Origin of the sequence: Okeania sp. SIO2C9, assembly GCF_010672455.1 — a bacterium.
GTDB lineage: Bacteria > Cyanobacteriota > Cyanobacteriia > Cyanobacteriales > Microcoleaceae > Okeania.
Window position 1 is genome coordinate 1 of the sequence record NZ_JAAHGO010000115.1, and the last position, 18,440, is coordinate 18,440.

Annotated in this window: 18 protein-coding genes and 1 pseudogene; 8 read left to right on the top strand and 11 right to left on the bottom strand. The window is 36.7% G+C overall.

Annotated features, from left to right (window positions below):
- Positions 1-914 precede the first annotated feature (914 nt).
- The 3 genes from F6K23_RS37305 to folD form a co-directional block, all read right to left on the bottom strand.
- Positions 915-1,373: a divergent PAP2 family protein gene (locus F6K23_RS37305; RefSeq protein WP_293165783.1), complete on the bottom strand. Its 459-nt coding sequence runs from the start codon at positions 1,371-1,373 to the stop codon at positions 915-917.
- Between the two features lie 9 nt (positions 1,374-1,382).
- Positions 1,383-2,324: a geranylgeranyl diphosphate synthase CrtE gene (gene crtE / locus F6K23_RS37310; RefSeq protein ID WP_293165785.1), complete on the bottom strand. Its 942-nt coding sequence runs from the start codon at positions 2,322-2,324 to the stop codon at positions 1,383-1,385.
- A gap of 721 nt (positions 2,325-3,045) precedes the next feature.
- On the bottom strand, positions 3,046-3,933 hold the full coding sequence (gene folD, locus F6K23_RS37315; RefSeq protein WP_293165787.1) for a bifunctional methylenetetrahydrofolate dehydrogenase/methenyltetrahydrofolate cyclohydrolase FolD: 888 nt from the start codon (positions 3,931-3,933) through the stop codon (positions 3,046-3,048).
- 1,057 nt (positions 3,934-4,990) lie between these two features.
- Between folD and F6K23_RS37320 the strand changes: the two genes are divergently transcribed.
- From F6K23_RS37320 to F6K23_RS37330, 3 genes are all read left to right on the top strand, one after another.
- On the top strand, positions 4,991-5,404 hold the full coding sequence (locus F6K23_RS37320; protein WP_293165789.1) for a DNA-binding protein: 414 nt from the start codon (positions 4,991-4,993) through the stop codon (positions 5,402-5,404).
- A complete protein-coding gene (locus F6K23_RS37325) occupies positions 5,391-5,834 on the top strand; it encodes an NUDIX hydrolase (RefSeq protein ID WP_293165791.1) in 444 nt (147 codons plus the stop codon). The genes F6K23_RS37320 and F6K23_RS37325 overlap by 14 nt, the downstream gene beginning before the upstream one ends.
- Before the next feature lie 964 nt (positions 5,835-6,798).
- Positions 6,799-7,056 carry a DUF4351 domain-containing protein gene (locus F6K23_RS37330; protein WP_293165793.1) on the top strand — a complete coding sequence of 86 codons (258 nt, stop codon included), beginning with the start codon at positions 6,799-6,801 and terminating at the stop codon, positions 7,054-7,056.
- Between the two features lie 84 nt (positions 7,057-7,140).
- On the opposite strand, the gene F6K23_RS37335 is transcribed toward F6K23_RS37330, so the two are convergent.
- Genes F6K23_RS37335 through F6K23_RS37350 form a run of 4 tightly spaced genes read right to left on the bottom strand, consistent with a single transcriptional unit; the run spans position 7,141 to position 8,501 of the window.
- A complete protein-coding gene (locus F6K23_RS37335) occupies positions 7,141-7,380 on the bottom strand; it encodes a WD40 repeat domain-containing protein (RefSeq protein ID WP_293165795.1) in 240 nt (79 codons plus the stop codon).
- The gene (locus F6K23_RS37340; RefSeq protein ID WP_293165797.1) at positions 7,340-7,546 is read right to left on the bottom strand and encodes a hypothetical protein; all 207 of its coding nucleotides are present in this window, start codon (positions 7,544-7,546) and stop codon (positions 7,340-7,342) included. The genes F6K23_RS37335 and F6K23_RS37340 overlap by 41 nt, the downstream gene beginning before the upstream one ends.
- Positions 7,536-8,237 carry an AAA-like domain-containing protein gene (locus tag F6K23_RS37345; protein ID WP_293165799.1) on the bottom strand — a complete coding sequence of 234 codons (702 nt, stop codon included), beginning with the start codon at positions 8,235-8,237 and terminating at the stop codon, positions 7,536-7,538. Before F6K23_RS37345 ends, F6K23_RS37340 begins: the two co-directional genes overlap by 11 nt.
- Positions 8,238-8,282: 45 nt before the next feature.
- Complete coding sequence (locus F6K23_RS37350; RefSeq protein WP_293165801.1) at positions 8,283-8,501, bottom strand: AAA-like domain-containing protein; 219 nt, start codon at positions 8,499-8,501, stop codon at positions 8,283-8,285.
- 83 nt (positions 8,502-8,584) lie between these two features.
- Between F6K23_RS37350 and F6K23_RS37355 the strand changes: the two genes are divergently transcribed.
- Together F6K23_RS37355 and F6K23_RS37360 are read left to right on the top strand one after the other, a co-directional pair.
- On the top strand, positions 8,585-8,884 hold the full coding sequence (locus F6K23_RS37355; protein WP_293165803.1) for a hypothetical protein: 300 nt from the start codon (positions 8,585-8,587) through the stop codon (positions 8,882-8,884).
- A 334-nt stretch (positions 8,885-9,218) separates the two neighbouring features.
- Positions 9,219-9,959 carry a class I SAM-dependent methyltransferase gene (locus tag F6K23_RS37360; RefSeq protein WP_293165805.1) on the top strand — a complete coding sequence of 247 codons (741 nt, stop codon included), beginning with the start codon at positions 9,219-9,221 and terminating at the stop codon, positions 9,957-9,959.
- Between the two features lie 334 nt (positions 9,960-10,293).
- Here F6K23_RS37360 and F6K23_RS37365 read toward each other — a convergent pair whose 3' ends face one another.
- Entirely contained in the window at positions 10,294-10,728 is a 435-nt protein-coding gene (locus F6K23_RS37365; protein WP_293165806.1) for a hypothetical protein, read from the bottom strand.
- A 17-nt stretch (positions 10,729-10,745) separates the two neighbouring features.
- Here F6K23_RS37365 and F6K23_RS37370 point away from each other — a divergent pair, with 17 nt between their 5' ends.
- Positions 10,746-10,871 carry a hypothetical protein gene (locus F6K23_RS37370; RefSeq protein ID WP_293165808.1) on the top strand — a complete coding sequence of 42 codons (126 nt, stop codon included), beginning with the start codon at positions 10,746-10,748 and terminating at the stop codon, positions 10,869-10,871.
- A gap of 1,388 nt (positions 10,872-12,259) precedes the next feature.
- A complete protein-coding gene (gene gnd / locus F6K23_RS37375) occupies positions 12,260-13,681 on the top strand; it encodes a decarboxylating NADP(+)-dependent phosphogluconate dehydrogenase (RefSeq protein WP_293165810.1) in 1,422 nt (473 codons plus the stop codon).
- A gap of 826 nt (positions 13,682-14,507) precedes the next feature.
- Here gnd and moeB read toward each other — a convergent pair.
- Positions 14,508-15,680 carry a molybdopterin-synthase adenylyltransferase MoeB gene (gene moeB, locus F6K23_RS37380; protein WP_293122155.1) on the bottom strand — a complete coding sequence of 391 codons (1,173 nt, stop codon included), beginning with the start codon at positions 15,678-15,680 and terminating at the stop codon, positions 14,508-14,510.
- Positions 15,681-15,785: 105 nt separating this feature from the next.
- Positions 15,786-16,241 carry a M67 family metallopeptidase gene (locus tag F6K23_RS37385; protein WP_293165812.1) on the bottom strand — a complete coding sequence of 152 codons (456 nt, stop codon included), beginning with the start codon at positions 16,239-16,241 and terminating at the stop codon, positions 15,786-15,788.
- Between the two features lie 55 nt (positions 16,242-16,296).
- Between F6K23_RS37385 and F6K23_RS37390 the strand changes: the two genes are divergently transcribed.
- Positions 16,297-17,058, top strand: a complete 762-nt coding sequence (locus F6K23_RS37390) for a TdeIII family type II restriction endonuclease (protein ID WP_293165814.1) — start codon at positions 16,297-16,299, stop codon at positions 17,056-17,058.
- A gap of 43 nt (positions 17,059-17,101) precedes the next feature.
- On the opposite strand, the pseudogene dcm reads toward F6K23_RS37390, so the two are convergent.
- A pseudogene (gene dcm / locus F6K23_RS37395) lies at positions 17,102-18,304 on the bottom strand (DNA (cytosine-5-)-methyltransferase); the annotation flags it as partial.
- Positions 18,305-18,440: the final 136 nt, after the last annotated feature.

Genomic DNA, 18,440 nt, shown 5'->3' on the forward strand with positions numbered 1-18,440 from the left:
TAAGACTAGCGCCAAGGTAGCGGCAGCCTGTGTTAGCGGAGCTTTGCGGAGCGCAAAACGTCAACCCACCCAGGAGCTAAGGCTCGGCAGGAATCCCCGTGCCTAACAGCCGGGGAGGATGTCAAAAGACCGAGATTAAAAAGGTTTGAGTTAAGCGAATGGCTTTAAGGGGCTACCAAGAAATAAATTATCCCCAAAGCTATTGAGATTTGTTTGTTGCTAAAAATAATTCATCCCGCAAATATGCAACGCTGAGATTTAGTATCTGTTTAAGAATAATTATTACGATCGAAAAGGGAGAAAGAAGTTGTCATCGGCAACCATTTCTCTCTTTCTTAAATTGATATGACAAATCTGCACTCCAGAATTACTCTTGAGTACAAGTTAAGTTTTTTAGCTGTTCGGGCGAGAAGCCCCACGCCATAATCTCCGATTTGACGATGGGATGAATCGCCATTAAAATGATTAATGTCGGTAAAGTTAAAGAAAAGAGCGACCATCCGCCTACAAACTGAACCTAAACAACTGAAAGTATGGGGTTTTACAAGGAATTGTGCAAAAATTGCAGCCGCCGCTTGTATGTAAAACTTTCAAGGAAAATAGGTAGAGCGAGATTTTTTCTACTCCTTCTGTGGTGGAGCAGCACGGGGAAGTAAAACCAAAGTTTCTCCTCCGGAGACGCTGCGCGAACGTGAAATGTCCGCCGGGTTGCCGGGAGTCAAGGAGAAGCCCGCGCTATAATCTCCGATTTAGCGACGGGAGCTGTCACCAATTTTATTCCTTCATCCCAATTAGTAACTGTAAGAGTTGGGCGATCGCTACTATAAGTTCTCTCTTTTGTTTGAATAATAATTCAAGTAATTCTATAAATAATCATATCCATCTATCTTCAAGCTTGCTTGTCTCCCGGTAGGCTAATAATAACTAAAACTAGCAATCCAGGATACAGCTACTCCTAGAACAAAACCTGCTATTACTTGTACGGGAGTATGGCCTAATAACTCTTTGAGACGGTCTTGACTGAGATGGTGGTCTTCTTGGAAAAATTCATCTATGATTTGATTGAGAATTCTTGCTTGTAATCCGGCAGCTTGACGAACTCCTGCTGCATCATACATTACTATGATGGCAAAAACTAAAGCTAGTGCAAACTCTGGACTACCCCAACCTTTTGCTTGACCCACCCCTACTGCCAGTGCAGCTACAAATGCAGAATGAGCGCTGGGCATTCCTCCAGTTGTTACTAAAGCCTGTAAATTAATCTTACCATGTTGAAATAACTCCACCACTACCTTGACGACTTGGGCTATTCCACAAGCTAGGAGGGCAACCCATAGAACATGGTTATCCATGATTTCGCCAATATTTTGCATATTGTACTCCTAGTTACTGCGACTGACAATAAAATCTGCTAAGGCTATTAGCGGCATGGCCTTTTCTCCAAAAACTTCTAACTCTGTCTTGGCATTCTCAATTAGTTTTTGAGCTTGACACCGAGATTCTTCTAATCCCCAAATGGCAGGATAGGTAGCTTTTTGAGCTTCTATATCCTTTCTGGCGGTTTTCCCTAGCTCTTCTGTAGTGGCAGTAATATCGAGAATATCATCAACTATTTGAAAAGCTAAACCAATATTTTGAGCATAACGAGAAAGTCTTTGTAGATTATCTTGGGAAGCATTGGCAAGTATTGCTCCACAGACTACGCAGGTTTCTAAAAGAGCGCCTGTTTTGTGAGTGTGGATAAAATGTAGTGTTTCTTCAGATACCTCTGAAAGTCCCTCTGAAGATAAATCTACTACTTGGCCTCCAACTAGCCCCGCTGCTCCCACAGCTTTTCCGAGACGAGCTATCACTTCTAGCACTTGCTGTGGTAACACATTCTTAGTTTGAGTAGCTACAAATTCAAAAGCGTAACTCAACAGGCCATCCCCTGCGAGAATGGCAATATCCTCACCATAAACTTTATGATTTGTTAATTTACCTCGGCGATAGTCATCGTTATCCATTGCGGGCAAATCATCGTGGATTAATGACATAGTATGGATCATCTCTAATGCACAGGCAGTGGGCATTGCCATTTCTATATTTCCGCCTGATAACTCACAAGTAGCCAAACAAAGAATTGGACGTAACCGCTTACCACCTGCTAATAGGGAATAGCGCATCGCCTCATAAATTTTGTCTGGATAGACTACGGTAATAGAATTGTCCAGAGCTTTTTCAACCAGAGCTTTTCGCTTTGCTAGATAGGTAGATAGGTCAAAAGTTGTATCTATTTGAGATTGAGGGAGCATGAGATTAATATTATGGCCACTATTTGGCATTAGCACCATAGATTATACACTTTATTGGTTGAAATCCTGAAAATTTATTTGAAGAAGGTTTTAAGTGGTAGGTGGTAGTGGACTAACACAGCTAAAATGGTCTGTTTAGATGGGGAGATGGGGGGATGGGGAGATGGGGAGATCAAGACACCTAGAAACAAAAATAAGAGTGCACAGTTTTAGGTGTACCACTCCAGTAGGTGGGAAAAAGGTGTTATATAGAATCCGGTTATATAGTATATGTTGATAGTTCTATTCACACTCCCCTACTCTCCGAACTATAGCGCTGTGCGCAGGCAACAGCTCATCTCAACGTTGGTTGGAGACCCGCGCTCTCCCGGGAGCTAGGGCATGTTTGCGCAGCATTCCGCAGGAAAAACCAATCAATGTTGCGGTTCTTAAAATAATATGCTTATATAAAAAATAAGGCTGCTGGGCTAGCAGTGTCAGTCTGTGGAGCGACCGTAAGACCGAAAAGAGGTTTGGCCTTGGAGGCAGGTGCTACGTTAGCGCAGCTCCTCTGTCAAGAGGAAGCAGAAAGACCCTATCAGCGATGTTAGGGAATCCCGTGTTGTCGCGTAAGCGCAACGTCGGGAGGATGTCAATTTAACCCAATCCTCTTCTTTTCAAGGAGAGGTAATTCTAAATTCTTAATTCTAAATTCTTGAATACTCCCTTACTCCTGTAAGGGCGAACGGTCATTCGCCCCTACCCTACTGCCCTATTCCCCCACTGCCCTATTCCCCTGCTCGAGTAAGCGACTCCAGCGTTCTACAGTATTTTGTAATAATATCGCTACAGTCATCGGGCCAACTCCACCAGGCACGGGAGTAATAAATTCTGCTACCTCCGCTACAGAGTCAAATTGAACATCTCCTACTAACCTACTATTACCCTTGTCATCTGTGACTCGATTAATTCCTACATCTATTACTGTTGCTCCTGGTTTGACCATCTCTGCTGTAATCATTTCTGGCCTGCCAACTGCTGCGATGAGAATATCTGCATTTCTGGTTATGTCCTCCAAATTCTGAGACCGAGAATGAGCAATAGTTACTGTACTATTAGCTTCTAATAACATTAATGCCATTGGTTTGCCGACTAAAATACTACGCCCCAATATCACTGCTTGTTTTCCCTGTAATTCTATGTTGTATTCTTGCAACAAGCGCATCACCCCCGCAGGAGTACAACTGCGTAAACCTTTTTCACCTCGAAGTAGTTGACCTAAATTCATGGGATGGAGTCCATCTACGTCTTTACTGGGGTCTGTTTGGTAGAGTAAAGAAGTAGAGTCTAAGTGTTCTGGAAGAGGTAGTTGGACGAGAATGCCATCTACTTCTGGATTTTGGTTTAATTGTTGAATTACTTGTGTTAATTCAGCTTGAGATGTTTGGGCCGGAAAATGTTTGCCGAAGGAGGATATTCCTACTTTACTACAGGCTTTTTCTTTGTTGCGGACATATACTGCACTGGCAGGGTTGTCTCCTACCATTAATACTGCTAACCCTGGAGGACGACCAATTTTGCTTTGCAAAGTCTGAACTTTTTGTTGGAGTTCTGCTTTGATTTTTTTGGCCAGTGCTTTACCGTCTAATTTATTTACCATGGTTATTTCTTGTTTGAGTTTTGCTTTTAAATTTCTGTATCGGAATAGATTTCTTTATTTTAATTTTTGATTTTTAAAGTTTATTTTCTTGTCAACACAAAAATAATAGTATGGTTATTAGTATCTAAAAGTAGATTTTGTGATGTTTTAAGTAAATAAAAATATTGTTGAATTTTGGGCACTATAAAGATTCAATATAGAGTTAAATATTTTATTGGTATTATGGAACTATAAAGTATTTTTATTTGAAGACTAATATTTTAGTGGAATCTAGGGTGATTTCAGTTAAAATTTAACAGTTATCAGTATCTCAGGTTTAAGCTGGAGGCTTGAAATACTGAATTTTATTTTTTTATCCTCTTGAAAGCACAGGTTTGATACCTTATTTCTTTAGTTAGGATGAAAGAATTCAACAATTAATAATTAACAATTACCGAAAAATTGTGAGTATGCGCCTCCCTTTTTAAAGGGATAAAAAAAGAGACTATTCCTTATATCAAGCCTCTTTATTGTAGAAGTGCTGAAGGGCGTAGTTCCTCCGGAAGAGGCTAACTGATAACTGATAACTGAAATTACTTCTCCTTCAAAAAAGATGTTTTTTTCTTTTTGATCTTTGATGGGTAGAGGCTTTAAAGCTTAATTTTTCGGTGATATTAAAAAAAATTATAGCAGTCAAAGCAAAGGTTAGGATAGAACTAAAGCTGAAAACTCAGACAACGCCAGATTTCTTCTTCTTACTTCTTTCTTCTGCTATAACTCTAAATTTTAAGTATGATGAAAGTGATGGAAATAAATTTTATTTTTTTTAGTAATAATCATAAAACAATAGTTTAAATAAGGAAAAAAAGTTTTGATGAAAACCAGGGAAGCCATTAAGGAAGTCAGAAGTTATTTTTGTAACGGGGATTTGAGCCCCCCTCCAAAAAGATTTCGCCTTAAAAGGCGGGGTTTTAGACCCAATTATTTTGATAAAAATATATTGAGAATGAATTTATTAAGGATATTGCAGAACTTTCCATTTAGCTTTCTGTTTATTCCTTCTTTCTATTTAAATCCATTGTTTAATAAGTTCAAAATCACTCTGATTCTGTTGTTAGTAACGGGTTTAATTAGTTGTGGAAAAATTACGGAAACAGCGATTAAATTAAATCTGAATGTGAGTCGAATTAGCAAAATTCAAACAAAGGGTAGAATCGATCGCCAAGTATATTTGAAAGGAACTGTAGAAGGTCAAGCTCCATTCTTAGAAACTGGTGCTTATGAGTTAACAGATGATACTGGCAGTATTTGGATATTTACCACAGCAGAATTACCAGAGGTAGGAACAGAAATAACAATTAAAGGGAAAATAAGTTATCAAAGTATTGTGGTTCCCGAATTAGGTAATCAGGATGTGGGAGATTTTTATGTAGAAGAAATAGAACGAGTAGAAGTTGAAAATCTAAATCAAGAAGAAAATGAACAACAATAATTTACCTCATGTAGCGATCGCTATTCTTTATAGAGAAGGGAAATTTCTCCTACAATTACGAGATGATATTCCCGGTATTGCTCATCCTGGTAAATGGGCTTTTTTTGGGGGTCATATAGAACCGGGAGAAACATCGGAGGTAGCAGTAAAACGAGAATTAGCTGAAGAAATAGGTTATACACCCGAGACAGTTTCCGAGTTTGGTGTTTACTATGACACTAATGTTGTTCGTCATGTATTTCATGCTTCTTTAACTGTGGAATTAAAAGATTTGGTTTTGGGAGAAGGTTGGGATATGGGGTTATTAACTCCAGCAGAAATTAAGGCAGGTAAGGCTTATTCTGAGAATGCTGGAATGGAGCGATCACTTGGTGAATTTCATCAAAAAATTCTCTTAGATTTTATCGATAAATATGGCATTAAAGAATAGGAGTCAGGAGTAAACCCACCCCTAATCCCTCCCAGAAGGGGAAGTCAGAATGAATGGCTTTAATATCAGTTTTTAGGTCTGAATTTATCTTTTTATAGTCATTTAAAATAAGAATGAAACACTTTTTCGGCTGAAACTATTTCAAGGTAAGAAATGCTTGTCTCAATCTATAGCAATGTGCGCTGGCATATTTACAAATTGCAGGAATTGTCCAATAGCTCAAAGTCTTATATTATTCCTACGGAATGCTTGCGCAAACAGATTTTTATTCCCCCTGTTGCCTCACAGGAGTCAGCATTCCGCAAGGGAGCTGGCGTAGTCGCGGGGTCTGACCGCTGTTGCCTTCCGGAGCTGTTGCCTGCGCGCAGCGCTATAAAATGGAATGACTATAGTCCAAGATATATCTCTTATAAAGTCTTTTAATTACCCTTATTATTTGTAACATTCTTTTTTCACGCTTGGTATTAGAAATCTCCTCTAAAATAGGGAAAAAGGAACAGGGAACCCACCCCTAACCCCTCCCAGGAGTGGAAAAATTGATAATTTATGGATAATAATTAATTTTATTTTTTATTATCGTACTCTTATTCATTAATTCTTTCTCCCTACTTCCTACGACCTACGGACGTTGTATGCAACGTCTTTTATGGAGATGTCTATTGATAAAATACTAAGATTAGCAAAATACTGAACCAACTAATTATTTTGGCATACGATAATACTTTTGACTTCTCTCTCGGTTAAAACACGAGAGATTCTAAGCGGATGTTTTGAATCGTTCTCAGTTGAATGAGTTGGCAATCGCCCAATTGAATTTTACTTCTCTGGATGATTTAATTAGTTGGTTAAATGAATCTGAAAATTAATTAGTAGTTTTGTCAATCTGGATTTTGAGGAATTTGATGACTGGAGAGTTTAAGATTCTGATTCAAATTCCTTTTTTACTTGAATATAATTGTAACAAATGAAAGAGTCTGTAATTTATCAGGATATTTTACATACAGGTTTTGAACGAGGTTTTGAGCAGGGTTTCCAAAGAAGTTTTGAACAAGGTTTAAAACAGGGAATAGCTAAAATAATTATCCTTTTTCTAACTCGTAATTTGGGGATTATTTCTGAAGAAATGGAAGCTAAAATTCGGGGTTTATCTATTTCTGAGTTGGACGAATTTGTAGATGCTCAGTTCAATTTTACTTCTATGGATGATTTGATTAATTGGTGAAGTAAATCCCAGAATTAAAAAGCTGGTAGGGCAGGTTTTGAGGAATAAATGACCAATTTTCTAGAACTTTGGTTAAACCTGTCTCTACTTACTTTTGACTTCTGACTTCCCACCACCAACACCATCACACAAACGCTTATCGCTTTCACTGACATTAGGGTTATTTTCTAGGTAGTCGCGCATCCAGTTGCAACCCCACTCATGGAGGCGATCGAACTTCCAGCCATTCCACAACTTCACTGTATTGTCAGCACTGGCAGTTGCTATAGTCTCTCCATCGAGACTAAATGCTACACCATTGTTTTCCTTCTGATTTCCCATCATAAGCTTCAACAATACTTAAGGCAGTTTCATAGACAATATCAATCAGTTCATTATTGAAAAATACTATCTGCAATAACCAAGCTGCAAATGTTCCTTCTAAACCTCCTGTGAATTTTCCTTTACCTTTTAACCGCCGTAATTCGACTAATTTTCCATTAATAATCATATCTTCGACTACTTCGAGTTTCCGAAATAATACATTTTCTGAGAGCAAGTCTAAATCTATCACTGCTTTCTGCTTCGCCTCCTCTAATATCTGGTTTGCTTTTAACTGAGCATCCAATTTTATCTGCATTTCCAGCTTTTCTCGTTCGATCACTTATTTCTCCAACTCCTGAGAAGCAACCAAAAAGCAATCTGATTATAACAAGCAAGGATAAAAGCAAAAAAAAATCATCCTTAAACTCTAGCTTAATCATACTGTCAATTTCATCAACAAAAATTACTAGGGTTTGCGATAATTCTACCAGCAATACATCCTCAATGGACTCTCCCAAACGTTGTACTGGAGTCGCAGCACTATGTTCCTGCCACCAATGATTTAATTTGACCTTTTCTCTCAAACGAAATCCTCGTAAGAACTCTGATGCAAATCCTTGATACCAAGCATATTGAGTAACATGACTGCCAATTTTTGTAACATCTATGGACGCACATTTTAGCCCTTCTTTTTCAAGCTGTTTCATTGTCTGAACCCGTAAACTAGACTTACCCATTTGTCGTGAATTCAGCACATAACAAAAATCCCTGTTTTTTAAAGCATTAATTAGCAAGTGATCGCCTTCTCGTTTGACGTAGGTGGGGTGTGTATTTTTTAAACTTCCACCGACTTTATAATAGTTAGTAGGTGACAACATATAATGTAATTTAAAAGTGATTAAAAACTAATTAATAAGTCAATTTTATAAATATTCCTGGAAATATATACCATACAAAAGATACCGAGGCATTACTTTGTTTCCGTCTCTAGTAATTAATCCCATACTATATAATTTATGGGATTGAATAGAATCAATTTGCACTGATACCCTACCATTAACTACTTGTCTAAAAGCAGCTTTTAGCTCTGGATTTTCATTTAGTATATTCAAATGTCGGCGCATCCGTATTTTATATGTCAATTATTTTCTTACATTTTCCCATTGTTAGTCTAATTATTAAATACCAATATATGAGATAAGAAAGTAATCAGGGAATTTCAACAATGACTAGATTTAATAATAATCAAAACTCTACCTCTAGCAAAATGGAACAACTGGTAATTCAAGAACGACTACGCCAAGCAAGGTTGAGCTTTAATATTGCTCTAGTCTTAACTGTAATTAGTACCATTGTCAGTCTAGCAGGTGCAGGACTTTTACTATCAGGAAAAACTTCTGAAGGAACAGCCACAACAGCAGGAGGAGTTGCATCAAAAATTGTCAGTATCGGTTTACTAAAAATGACTAAAGATACGAATGAAAGACTCGATAAAATAGCAACTGAATTCCAAGATGAAGACTAGAAAAAGATAAAGATTGGTAGGCAAATATTTACCAATTCTACTAAAATGATATGATACCAAATTTTGATGAAACTGCATACAACTAGAGCTTATAAAAGCATTCCTTAAGTTTATTGTGTGCAACTTCACATTCCATTGGTATATAACGTTTCTCAAATTGGTGAGATACAGTTTTAGATCCCCCCTAACCCCCCCTTAGTAAGGGGGGAACCCCTTAAAAAGGGAGGAGATTTCAAAGTCCCCCTGAAAAAGGGGGATTTAGGGAGATCGTAAATGTACCTCATTTTTATGATAAATGCTATAAAACATCTCTATATTTAATCAATTCTGAAAAATGAGTCAAAACTATCAAGTCTGGACAAAAGTAGAACTTTCCCAAAAATATCTTTCTGGTGTAAGAAGTGCAATTCCTTTAGCTACTGAACAAATTGAAATTATCCTGAGAATTATTCAGGCGGCTAGACCTCAAGTAAGTAACTTTTTAGATTTAGGTTGTGGTGATGGTATTTTAGGTCAAGCAATTCTCAGTCAATACCCTAATTCTCAAGGAGTATTTTTAGACTTTTCAGAAACAATGATTGAAGCTGCCAAAAGTAAAATTGCCGATAATGATCGAGCTAATTTAGAATTTATAAGTCAAGATTATAGTTTACCAGAATGGGTAAATAAAGTTCACCGAAAAGCACCATTTGATGTAGTTGTTTCTGGATTTTCTATTCATCATCAACCAGACCTCAGAAAACAAGAAATATATCAAGAAATTTACCAATTATTAAAGCCTGGAGGATTATTTCTGAACTTGGAACACGTTGCCTCTCCATCAAGATTAATTGGGCAATTATTTGATGAATTATTTATTGATTCTCTCTATGCTTTTCATCAAAGTCAAGACACAAATAAATCTAGAGAAGAAATCGATCAGCAGTATTATAAACGCCCAGATAAAATAGCAAATATTCTTGCTCCTGTAGAAATTCAATGTGACTGGTTAAGAAAAATAGGTTTTATTCATGTTGATTGTTTTATGAAGTTGTTTGAAATAGCTTTATTTGGCGGAATTAAACCAGAAGTTTAAATAGAAGGAAGAAGGAAGAGGGAAAAGGAAAGAAGGAAGGAAGAAGAGGGAAAAATATTAAAAATATTCCCTTGTCTGAGTTTTAAGCTATTAGACATCTCCGATAATAAAAAATCAAATTAATTATCGTAGTATATATATTAATTATTTCCGCCTACTCCCTACTCTCTACTCCCTCTTTTCTAGAGATTTATATTGATTGAACTGGGGAAAAATTACCTCATAATATCAGCTGTTATTACCTCAGCTCCAATTACAAAGAAAGAGGATGTATTTTGGTTTATTTCCTACTCACAGCTTTTCCCACTCCAGGTCTCCCCCACTCCCCATCTCTCTATCCCTGACCAGTTAAAGCATCTGCAAACGGATCTGGCAAAGCTTCTTGTACTTCCATATCTTCATTCTCTTCAACAGATAAATTATCACTATTTAGATTTTTTTTTAAAATATTTTGGTTGTTTTGGTGGCGACTAAAATCTTGTAATCTTACTAACTCCTGTTGATAAACAGAAATAATTTTTGCCAGAGACTCTGCCACTTCATTCCAACTTTCATCATCTACAATTTTTTCAGCAATTCCTTGAAATAAATCTCCACTTTGGTTTTTTTGAACATACTCCCTCAATAATTTCCCAGATTTTTGTAAAGCAGCCTGATATGCTTCTCCATCAGACCACCAAAGTCCGGGCTGATTCAATAACCAAGTCAAAATATATTCCTGAGCGTGTTGCTCCTTTACCCAATTAGCAAGATACTTTAATTCATCCATAAATTACCTCTTGAATTATGCCAATTATCAATACTAATACTATGTTTAATTCGACTCTCAAAACAAACATCTTTCACGCTTTACTCCAAAGTGATGGAGAACGTATTATTACTTCGGAATTAAGTTCTTCTGTATTTCCTTAGTCCGACTGTAGGGGCAAAGGGCTGTTTGCCTACTTTGACCGCTAGCTAAATGTAGCAAAATTTTTAATATAGCAGAAGGAAGAAGGAAAAATCTGACGTTGTCTGAGTTTTAAGCTTTTGATATGTCAAATACAGTAATGGCGATCACTATATTTGCTATTTCCTAAATTTCAAAATTATTAGATTTTTTTCTATACAATTTACTCAAAACTAACAATAATAACCATCAGCATATCTGACAACTCTAACTATACTAATTTTTTGCTGCCCTGAATACAAATAAATATAGCACTCGGGGCATTTGCTAGTTCACAGTTAAAATACACCTGCTTTAAAACTATTCTATAAACTTCATCCTTTTTCTATCTGGGAAAAGTTAATAACCTTTAATTTTATACCCTACTAATAATTTTATACCCTACTAAACTTTTAAATAATTACCTTTTCTTCAAAAAAGAGGATTGACTAAAAAAATATAAGAATGATTTTTTTTCTTAAAAGGAGAGTATTAAAACTTAAAAATATTAATTATTCAGTGAATTTATTGAGTTTTTAATAATCTATCTTGGTACGCGTTATTTTAATACTTTAGTCGTCGCGGGATCTACTGCTTTTTTGCCTAGTTGATTCAGTCTACAATTGTTGTATTGATTACTATAATCTATCAGCCATCGGTGAATCTTTCCCAAAAGGTAGCTTGCCTTCCTTAATAGTTTATCTTTTTTGCCCAAAGAAAATTAACATCTTTGTTATAGTACAAAATAAAGCTTTTTTAATTTATTACACTTGATGCTTTTATTCTCCATCTAATAGTTTAGATAAATGTTTATAACTAATTGATTATTTAGCTTCATTTAATCTAACAATTTGTACAAATTATGATTTTGATTTACTTTGAATTTATCCTAAATTATGAACAATATTTTATTGATTCATTCACCAATTCATACTGATACTATGACTATTTTTATCTCCTTTAGTGTGCTAGAAAAATTATTAATTTCTTATATGATTACGGGTGCTTCTAGAGTCATATATTATGCACAGTTTATTCTACAGTAAATCAAAGATAATATTGGGAGGCTTCTAAATATAGTAATTATGAACTTCACTAGAATTAAGACAAAATAAAAAAAAAATATCCCCTGATCATAATATACATTATAATCTTACGTTTAGTTAAACTTTAAACTATTGAAGCAAATTATCTATAACACTGAATTGATTGATACAGAATTATTAATTTGTATTAAATACATTTTTTTTGTATCAACCTATACTTGAAATCTTAAAAAAAACCTTTACTAGAAAAAGTCAAAAAAAAACACCTGTAATCTAAAAACTGTACTTAAAATTTATGTAGAGAAACTCAGGGAAGTCAAAATATTATGGGACAGCAAAAATTTGGTGTTATAGGTCTAGCTGTAATGGGAGAAAACCTAGCTCTCAACGTAGAACGTAATGGATTTCCCATCTCCGTATACAATCGCAGTAGCGATAAAACAGAGAAATTTATGGCAGAGCGGGCACAAGGTAAAAACGTCCATGCTGCCTACACTCTAGAAGATTTTGTCCAATCTCTAGAAAGACCCCGCAGAATCTTAGTTATGGTAAAAGCAGGAGGACCGGTTGATAAAGTCATCGAACAATTAAAACCTCTGCTAGACAAAGATGATATGATCATTGATGGTGGTAACTCTCTCTACGAAGATACAGAACGTCGCACTAGAGATTTAGAATCCACCGGATTAGGTTTCATGGGGATGGGAGTTAGTGGTGGTGAAGAAGGAGCCTTATGGGGACCTAGTTTAATGCCAGGCGGTACAGAGGCTTCCTACAAAGAGTTAGAAGCAATTTTAACTAAAATAGCAGCTCAAGTTGATGATGGTCCTTGTGTCACTTATATCGGTCCTGGTGGTGCTGGTCATTATGTAAAAATGGTACACAACGGTATTGAGTACGGCGATATGCAGTTAATTGCGGAAGCTTATGACTTACTCAAAAATGCTGTTGGTATTAGTAACGAACAACTCCATGAAATTTTTGCTGAGTGGAATAAAACTCCTGAGTTGGAATCCTTCCTAATTGAAATTACCGCCGACATCTTCACCAAGAAAGATATTGAGACTAGCAATCATCTAGTTGATATGATTGTTGACTCTGCCGGACAAAAAGGTACAGGTAGATGGACGGTAATTAACGCTTTAGAGTTGGGTGTTGCTGTTCCAACTATTACTGCTGCTGTTAATGCTCGGATTATGTCTGGTATTAAGGATGAGCGCGTAGCAGCTTCTAAAGAATTAACAGGTCCGACTGGTAAGTATGAAGGCGATGCCAAAGTTATGATCGACAAGGTTCGCGATGCTTTGTATTGTTCTAAGATTTGTTCTTATGCTCAGGGTATGGCGTTGTTAGCTGCTGCATCCAAGGAGTTTAATTACAATCTGAATTTGGGTGAGTCGGCGCGAATTTGGAAAGGTGGTTGTATTATTCGGGCTGGCTTCTTGAATAAAATTAAGAAAGCTTTTGATGAAAATCCTGGTCTACCTAATTTGTTGTTAGCACCAGAGTTTAAGCAGACTATTCTCGATCGCCAAGATGCTTGGAGGGAAGTTGTTGCTACTGCTGGTAAGTTAGGTTTGCCTGTACCTGCCTTTAGTGCTTCTCTAGATTATTTTGATAGTTACCGTCGAGCAACTTTACCTCAAAACTTGACTCAAGCTCAACGGGATTATTTCGGCGCTCACACTTATGAGCGTATTGATAAGCCTCGTGGTGAATTCTTCCATACTGAGTGGCCTAGTAAGTAGGGTCTGCTGAAAAAATTGGTTGCTGGGGGTAGGACACGGGGACGGGTCGATTTGTGGGGGGACGGGTCGATTTGTGGGTTAACAGGCAACGGTTTCGGTCATTTTATGTGAATAAATTTTCTTGAATTTCAGCAGAAAATTTCAGTAAATTGATGCTAATAAGAGCCATAAACTTGGAGATCGACTGAATATAAAAAACTCCATTACTGTAAGCTATCCTGACTTTTAGCTCCCATAAGCAAGCCCTAAGTAATTCTTTCTGTTTAAAAATTAGGCGATCGCTCTTTTACTAAATCAAATAGGAGCGATCGCTTTTCGCTATATCTATAGAACCTCCGATCGTATCTTCGTAAATATCAAGTTTTTTTTAGCCTTGAGTCAGGAGACAGGAGACATGAGGGAAGAGGGAAGAGGGAAAATGTGGGGAGAGATAATACAAAAAATTCAACACTCCTTCTTCAGATTTTTCCTCAAAATTGATCCGCGAAAAGACTTGACTACCATAATTATATAGATATCAAATGGGTTCTATAGAACCCCTAACCGTATCTTTGTAGGCGGTATGTACTTTTGGCTGCAGTCCTACCCAAGGACTGAGGACTGAAGACCGAAATTCAGGAACGAGAATAGGGGAAAAAGCGGATGCGACCCGGCGACGACGTTAGTCCCATCTGGTAGCGCACCAAGCAGGTTGAAATTTGCTCCCCTCACCCCAAACTCCCCAAACTACCCAAACTCCCCACCCTCACGGGGTGACAAGCATCTCAAAACCATTGCGAAATCAAGGTTTACAGGATATTCACTCTGTCAAAAATTGACTGCTACCTCAATATTGAGGCACAGAAGAATCTATTTCCTGACTCCAGGCAGTAATTCCACCTTTGAGATTAGTACCCTCAATACCAGCCTCCTTCAGAATACCTAACGCTTTAGCCGATCGCCCACCCATCTTACAATGAGCAATTAAGCGATGACCATTCATTAATTCCTTAACCTTTGTCACACCATCACCCTGCTCAATATCTGGTAACGGCACTAAAACTGACCCAGGAATTTGAGCAATCTCATATTCGTGGGGGTTCCGCACGTCAACTAAGACAAAATCATCTGCCCCACTATCCAATAATTGCTTCAAGTCTTGAACCGTCATTTCTGGAATAGCCATCTTATTTTCTGTCTCCTGTGCTTTAGCTTGAGGAATGCCACAAAACTGCTCATAATCAATCAACTTTTCAATCACTGGTCGTACTGGATTAGGACGCAGTTTCAACTCCCGGAAAGTCATATCCAAGGAATTATAAAGTAACAATCTACCACTGAGAGTTGTACCTTGACCCAAAACAATTTTGATAGTTTCTGTCGCTTGGATAACTCCAATCATTCCAGGCAAAATTCCTAAAACACCACCCTCTGCACAAGAAGGTACCATTCCTGGGGGTGGGGGTTCTGGGTAAAGGTCGCGGTAGTTAGGTCCACCTTCATAATTAAAGACAGTTGCCTGACCTTCAAAACGGAAAATTGAACCGTAGACATTAGGTTTATTCAGAAGAACACAAGCATCATTAACCAAGTAACGAGTCGGGAAATTATCAGTACCATCGACAACTACATCATAGGATTTAAGAATGTCGAGAGCATTTTCTGAACTTAGCCTGGTCTCGTAAAGGTCAACTTGACAGTGGGGGTTAATTTCGTGAATCCGATTTTTGGCAGATTCAATCTTTGGCTTGCCTACCCAAGAAGTTCCGTGAATAACCTGTCGTTGCAGGTTGGAATGATCGACAATATCAAAATCTACAATTCCAATATTTCCAATTCCTGCTGCTGCTAGATATAACAATAGTGGGGAACCAAGACCACCAGTACCAATACATAGAACACTGGCTGCCTTAAGACGTTTCTGACCATCTAATCCTACTTCCGGTAAAATTAAATGGCGGGAATAACGTTGATACTCTTCTGTATTTAACTGGACTTGTTCCAGATTCGGATTTAACATGGCAATTTCGGCCTAGATATTTTTCTAGTAGATAGTATTGTTTGACAAGTATGGTTAATATTTTGCCAAAATTATCTAAATTAAACCTGCAATACATCAAGTTGCCTATCTTTTAATTATTTCTTCTGATTGAAATTTATGGTTGTGGTCAAGAGACCAACAGAGAAAGTCAATAGTTTTGCCTTTTTGGACGGATAGAATGATATAGGAATATTCTGGCCAGGCGTAGGTACGGTCAAATTCTGAGGGGATGGCAGGATGGTCTGGGTGAGAATGATAAATGCCGATGATGAAGAGGTGGCGTTCTCTTCCATATTTCATTGCTTTAAGCATTAGTTCTGGGGGGATTGCGTATCTTCGTTCTTCTGTAAAATCTTTTTGTTCCGGCCAATATTCATCTACTTCTGTTTGCCAGGAATTTTCAGCAGGCCAGACTTCGATGACTGTTTTTGTCTGTTGGTTTTGCTTACCTAAAAGTAAGCCGCAACATTCATTTGGGTAAGATGTTTCGGCATGGGTGGAAATAGTTTGGAAGTGGAAGGAGGAGATGATTAGGGGCATTTGTGTTAAGAAGGAAAAGGCTATTTTTTGAGTAAATTTAAAAGATTCATTGATAATGAAAGATTTAACTAAGACAAAAATTAAAGATTTAGTACAAAATGTGATTGAGGCAAAGTTAAATAAATACTCTGCTGAAACTGACTATAAGCCATTTTTTGAAGCATTATTTGGTGAAGCAGTAATTATACAAACTTCAATATTGCATTCTTTTTACACATCGTTTGGTATGTCTGTATATGAACCTATTGCTAAAATTTTAGCTGAAAATGCTGGCTATGAAGCTCAAACTCAATATGACTTATTAGGTGAGATAGATTCTCAAACAGAAAATATGATTAATGAATTATGTCACAGCAATGCTCCTCCTAATAAAGTAAGAGAAATTGAAAAAATTAGGGAATTTATTAAACAGGGAAAATCAAAGAAAGATAAAGATTCTCGTGTAGATATTTTTATTTATAAACCAAATACAGATGAAGAGCTATACATTGATATAACTACCGCAAAACCTAACAAAAAAGAATTTGGTGCATTAAGAAGAAAAATGCTTCGTTGGTGTGGATTAAGGTTTAGTCAACATAGAAAAGCTAAGATCAAAACTTATATTGCTATTCCTTACAATCCTTATCATCCTCACTCCTATGCTAGATGGACTGCTAATGAATGTGACGTGCAAAATGAGCTATTAATTCAAGAAAATTTTTGGAATGAATGTGCAGGGGAGGGGGTATATGAAGACTTACTAAACATTTTTAGAGAAGTCGGAGTTGAGATGAAATCAAAGATTGACCAATGGATTAAGTCAAAATCTAAGTAACAGAATAGTCTAAGTTTTTATGTTTATCATTATCAGTTTGAATCTAATTAAGAAAACCAAGTGACCTAACTAAAGACTTAGCCAAATAATAAACAACTGGAATAGATACAGCATTCCCGAATTGTTTCTTAGCAATATTTTCTCTACTATGCGCTTTAAACCAACTAGGAAAACCTTGTAACTTCCCACAGTCCTTTGCAGTTATATACCTATACTTTTTCTTCCTATAAATTTCCTTGATAAATAAAGACTTATACTCCTCTGGAGTTTCCGCATTAATAGAAACCGTAGCTATACAATCTTTTGTACCTGTGGCAGTTAAGGTCGGCACAATCTCAGAATGAGGTAAAAATATTCTATATATGCCATTAATTCCTGATGAATTTTTAGAGTTGACAAATTCATAACCTTGTTTTTCAACATAACGAATAATTTTCTTCTCAACCAATCTGTTCAATTCTTGAATTTGCAAATTATCTATTAATTCAGATAAATCTGCAAAAGATAAAGGATTACCATCTTTTTTACCATACTTTTTTTTGCGTCTATTTTTGAGAATAGTTCCACAAATCAACTTTTCCCTTTTAGTTGTCTGAATAATATCCCAAGAATGAATAGTTGTATGACCATTTCTCGTATCACAAAAAACAAAAAAATCATTCAACTCATCATTTTTCTGAAATTTATTTCTAGAGACTGGAATACTACCATTAAACAAAACATCTGGTGACAATTTTGCCTTTTGAATATCAAAATTAGCCTCGAGACCATCAATAACTTGAAACAGTTTAGTTTGAATATTCAATGGTTCAGGAAAATCGAAACCATCTACATTCAAATCCTCCCTAGTCCCGACAATAAAAACTCGTTCTCTATTTTGAGGCAATCCAAAATCAGCAGAATTAAGTAATTTGTAATAGACACGATAACCAATCTTTTCAAACTTATGAATAATTAATTCAAATGACTTTTGATTAACCGGACTAATTAACCCTCGAACATTTTCAAAAATAAAAGCTTCAGGTTGATTTTCCTCCACAACCCTAATCGTATCAAACCAAAGTTTTCCTCTACGATCATCAAAACCTCTTAATTTTCCAGCCACAGACCAAGGTTGACAAGGAACTCCACCAACTATAAGATTTGCTTGCCAAGGCAGCTTAGAAACTTTAGTAATATCCCCCAGATATTTTTCATCATTATTGATATATCCATTCAGAAAGTTTTGCTGATAAACCTTCATCGCATCAGAGTCGTTAAACTAAGTCAGTTTGTTACCAAACCGACTCGTCTTCAGAACCGGACGTGAGACTTTCACCTCATCACGGCTCCTCTCTTAGACGTCCCTTGTCATGGGTACATCCTGCATAAGAGTTAGCATA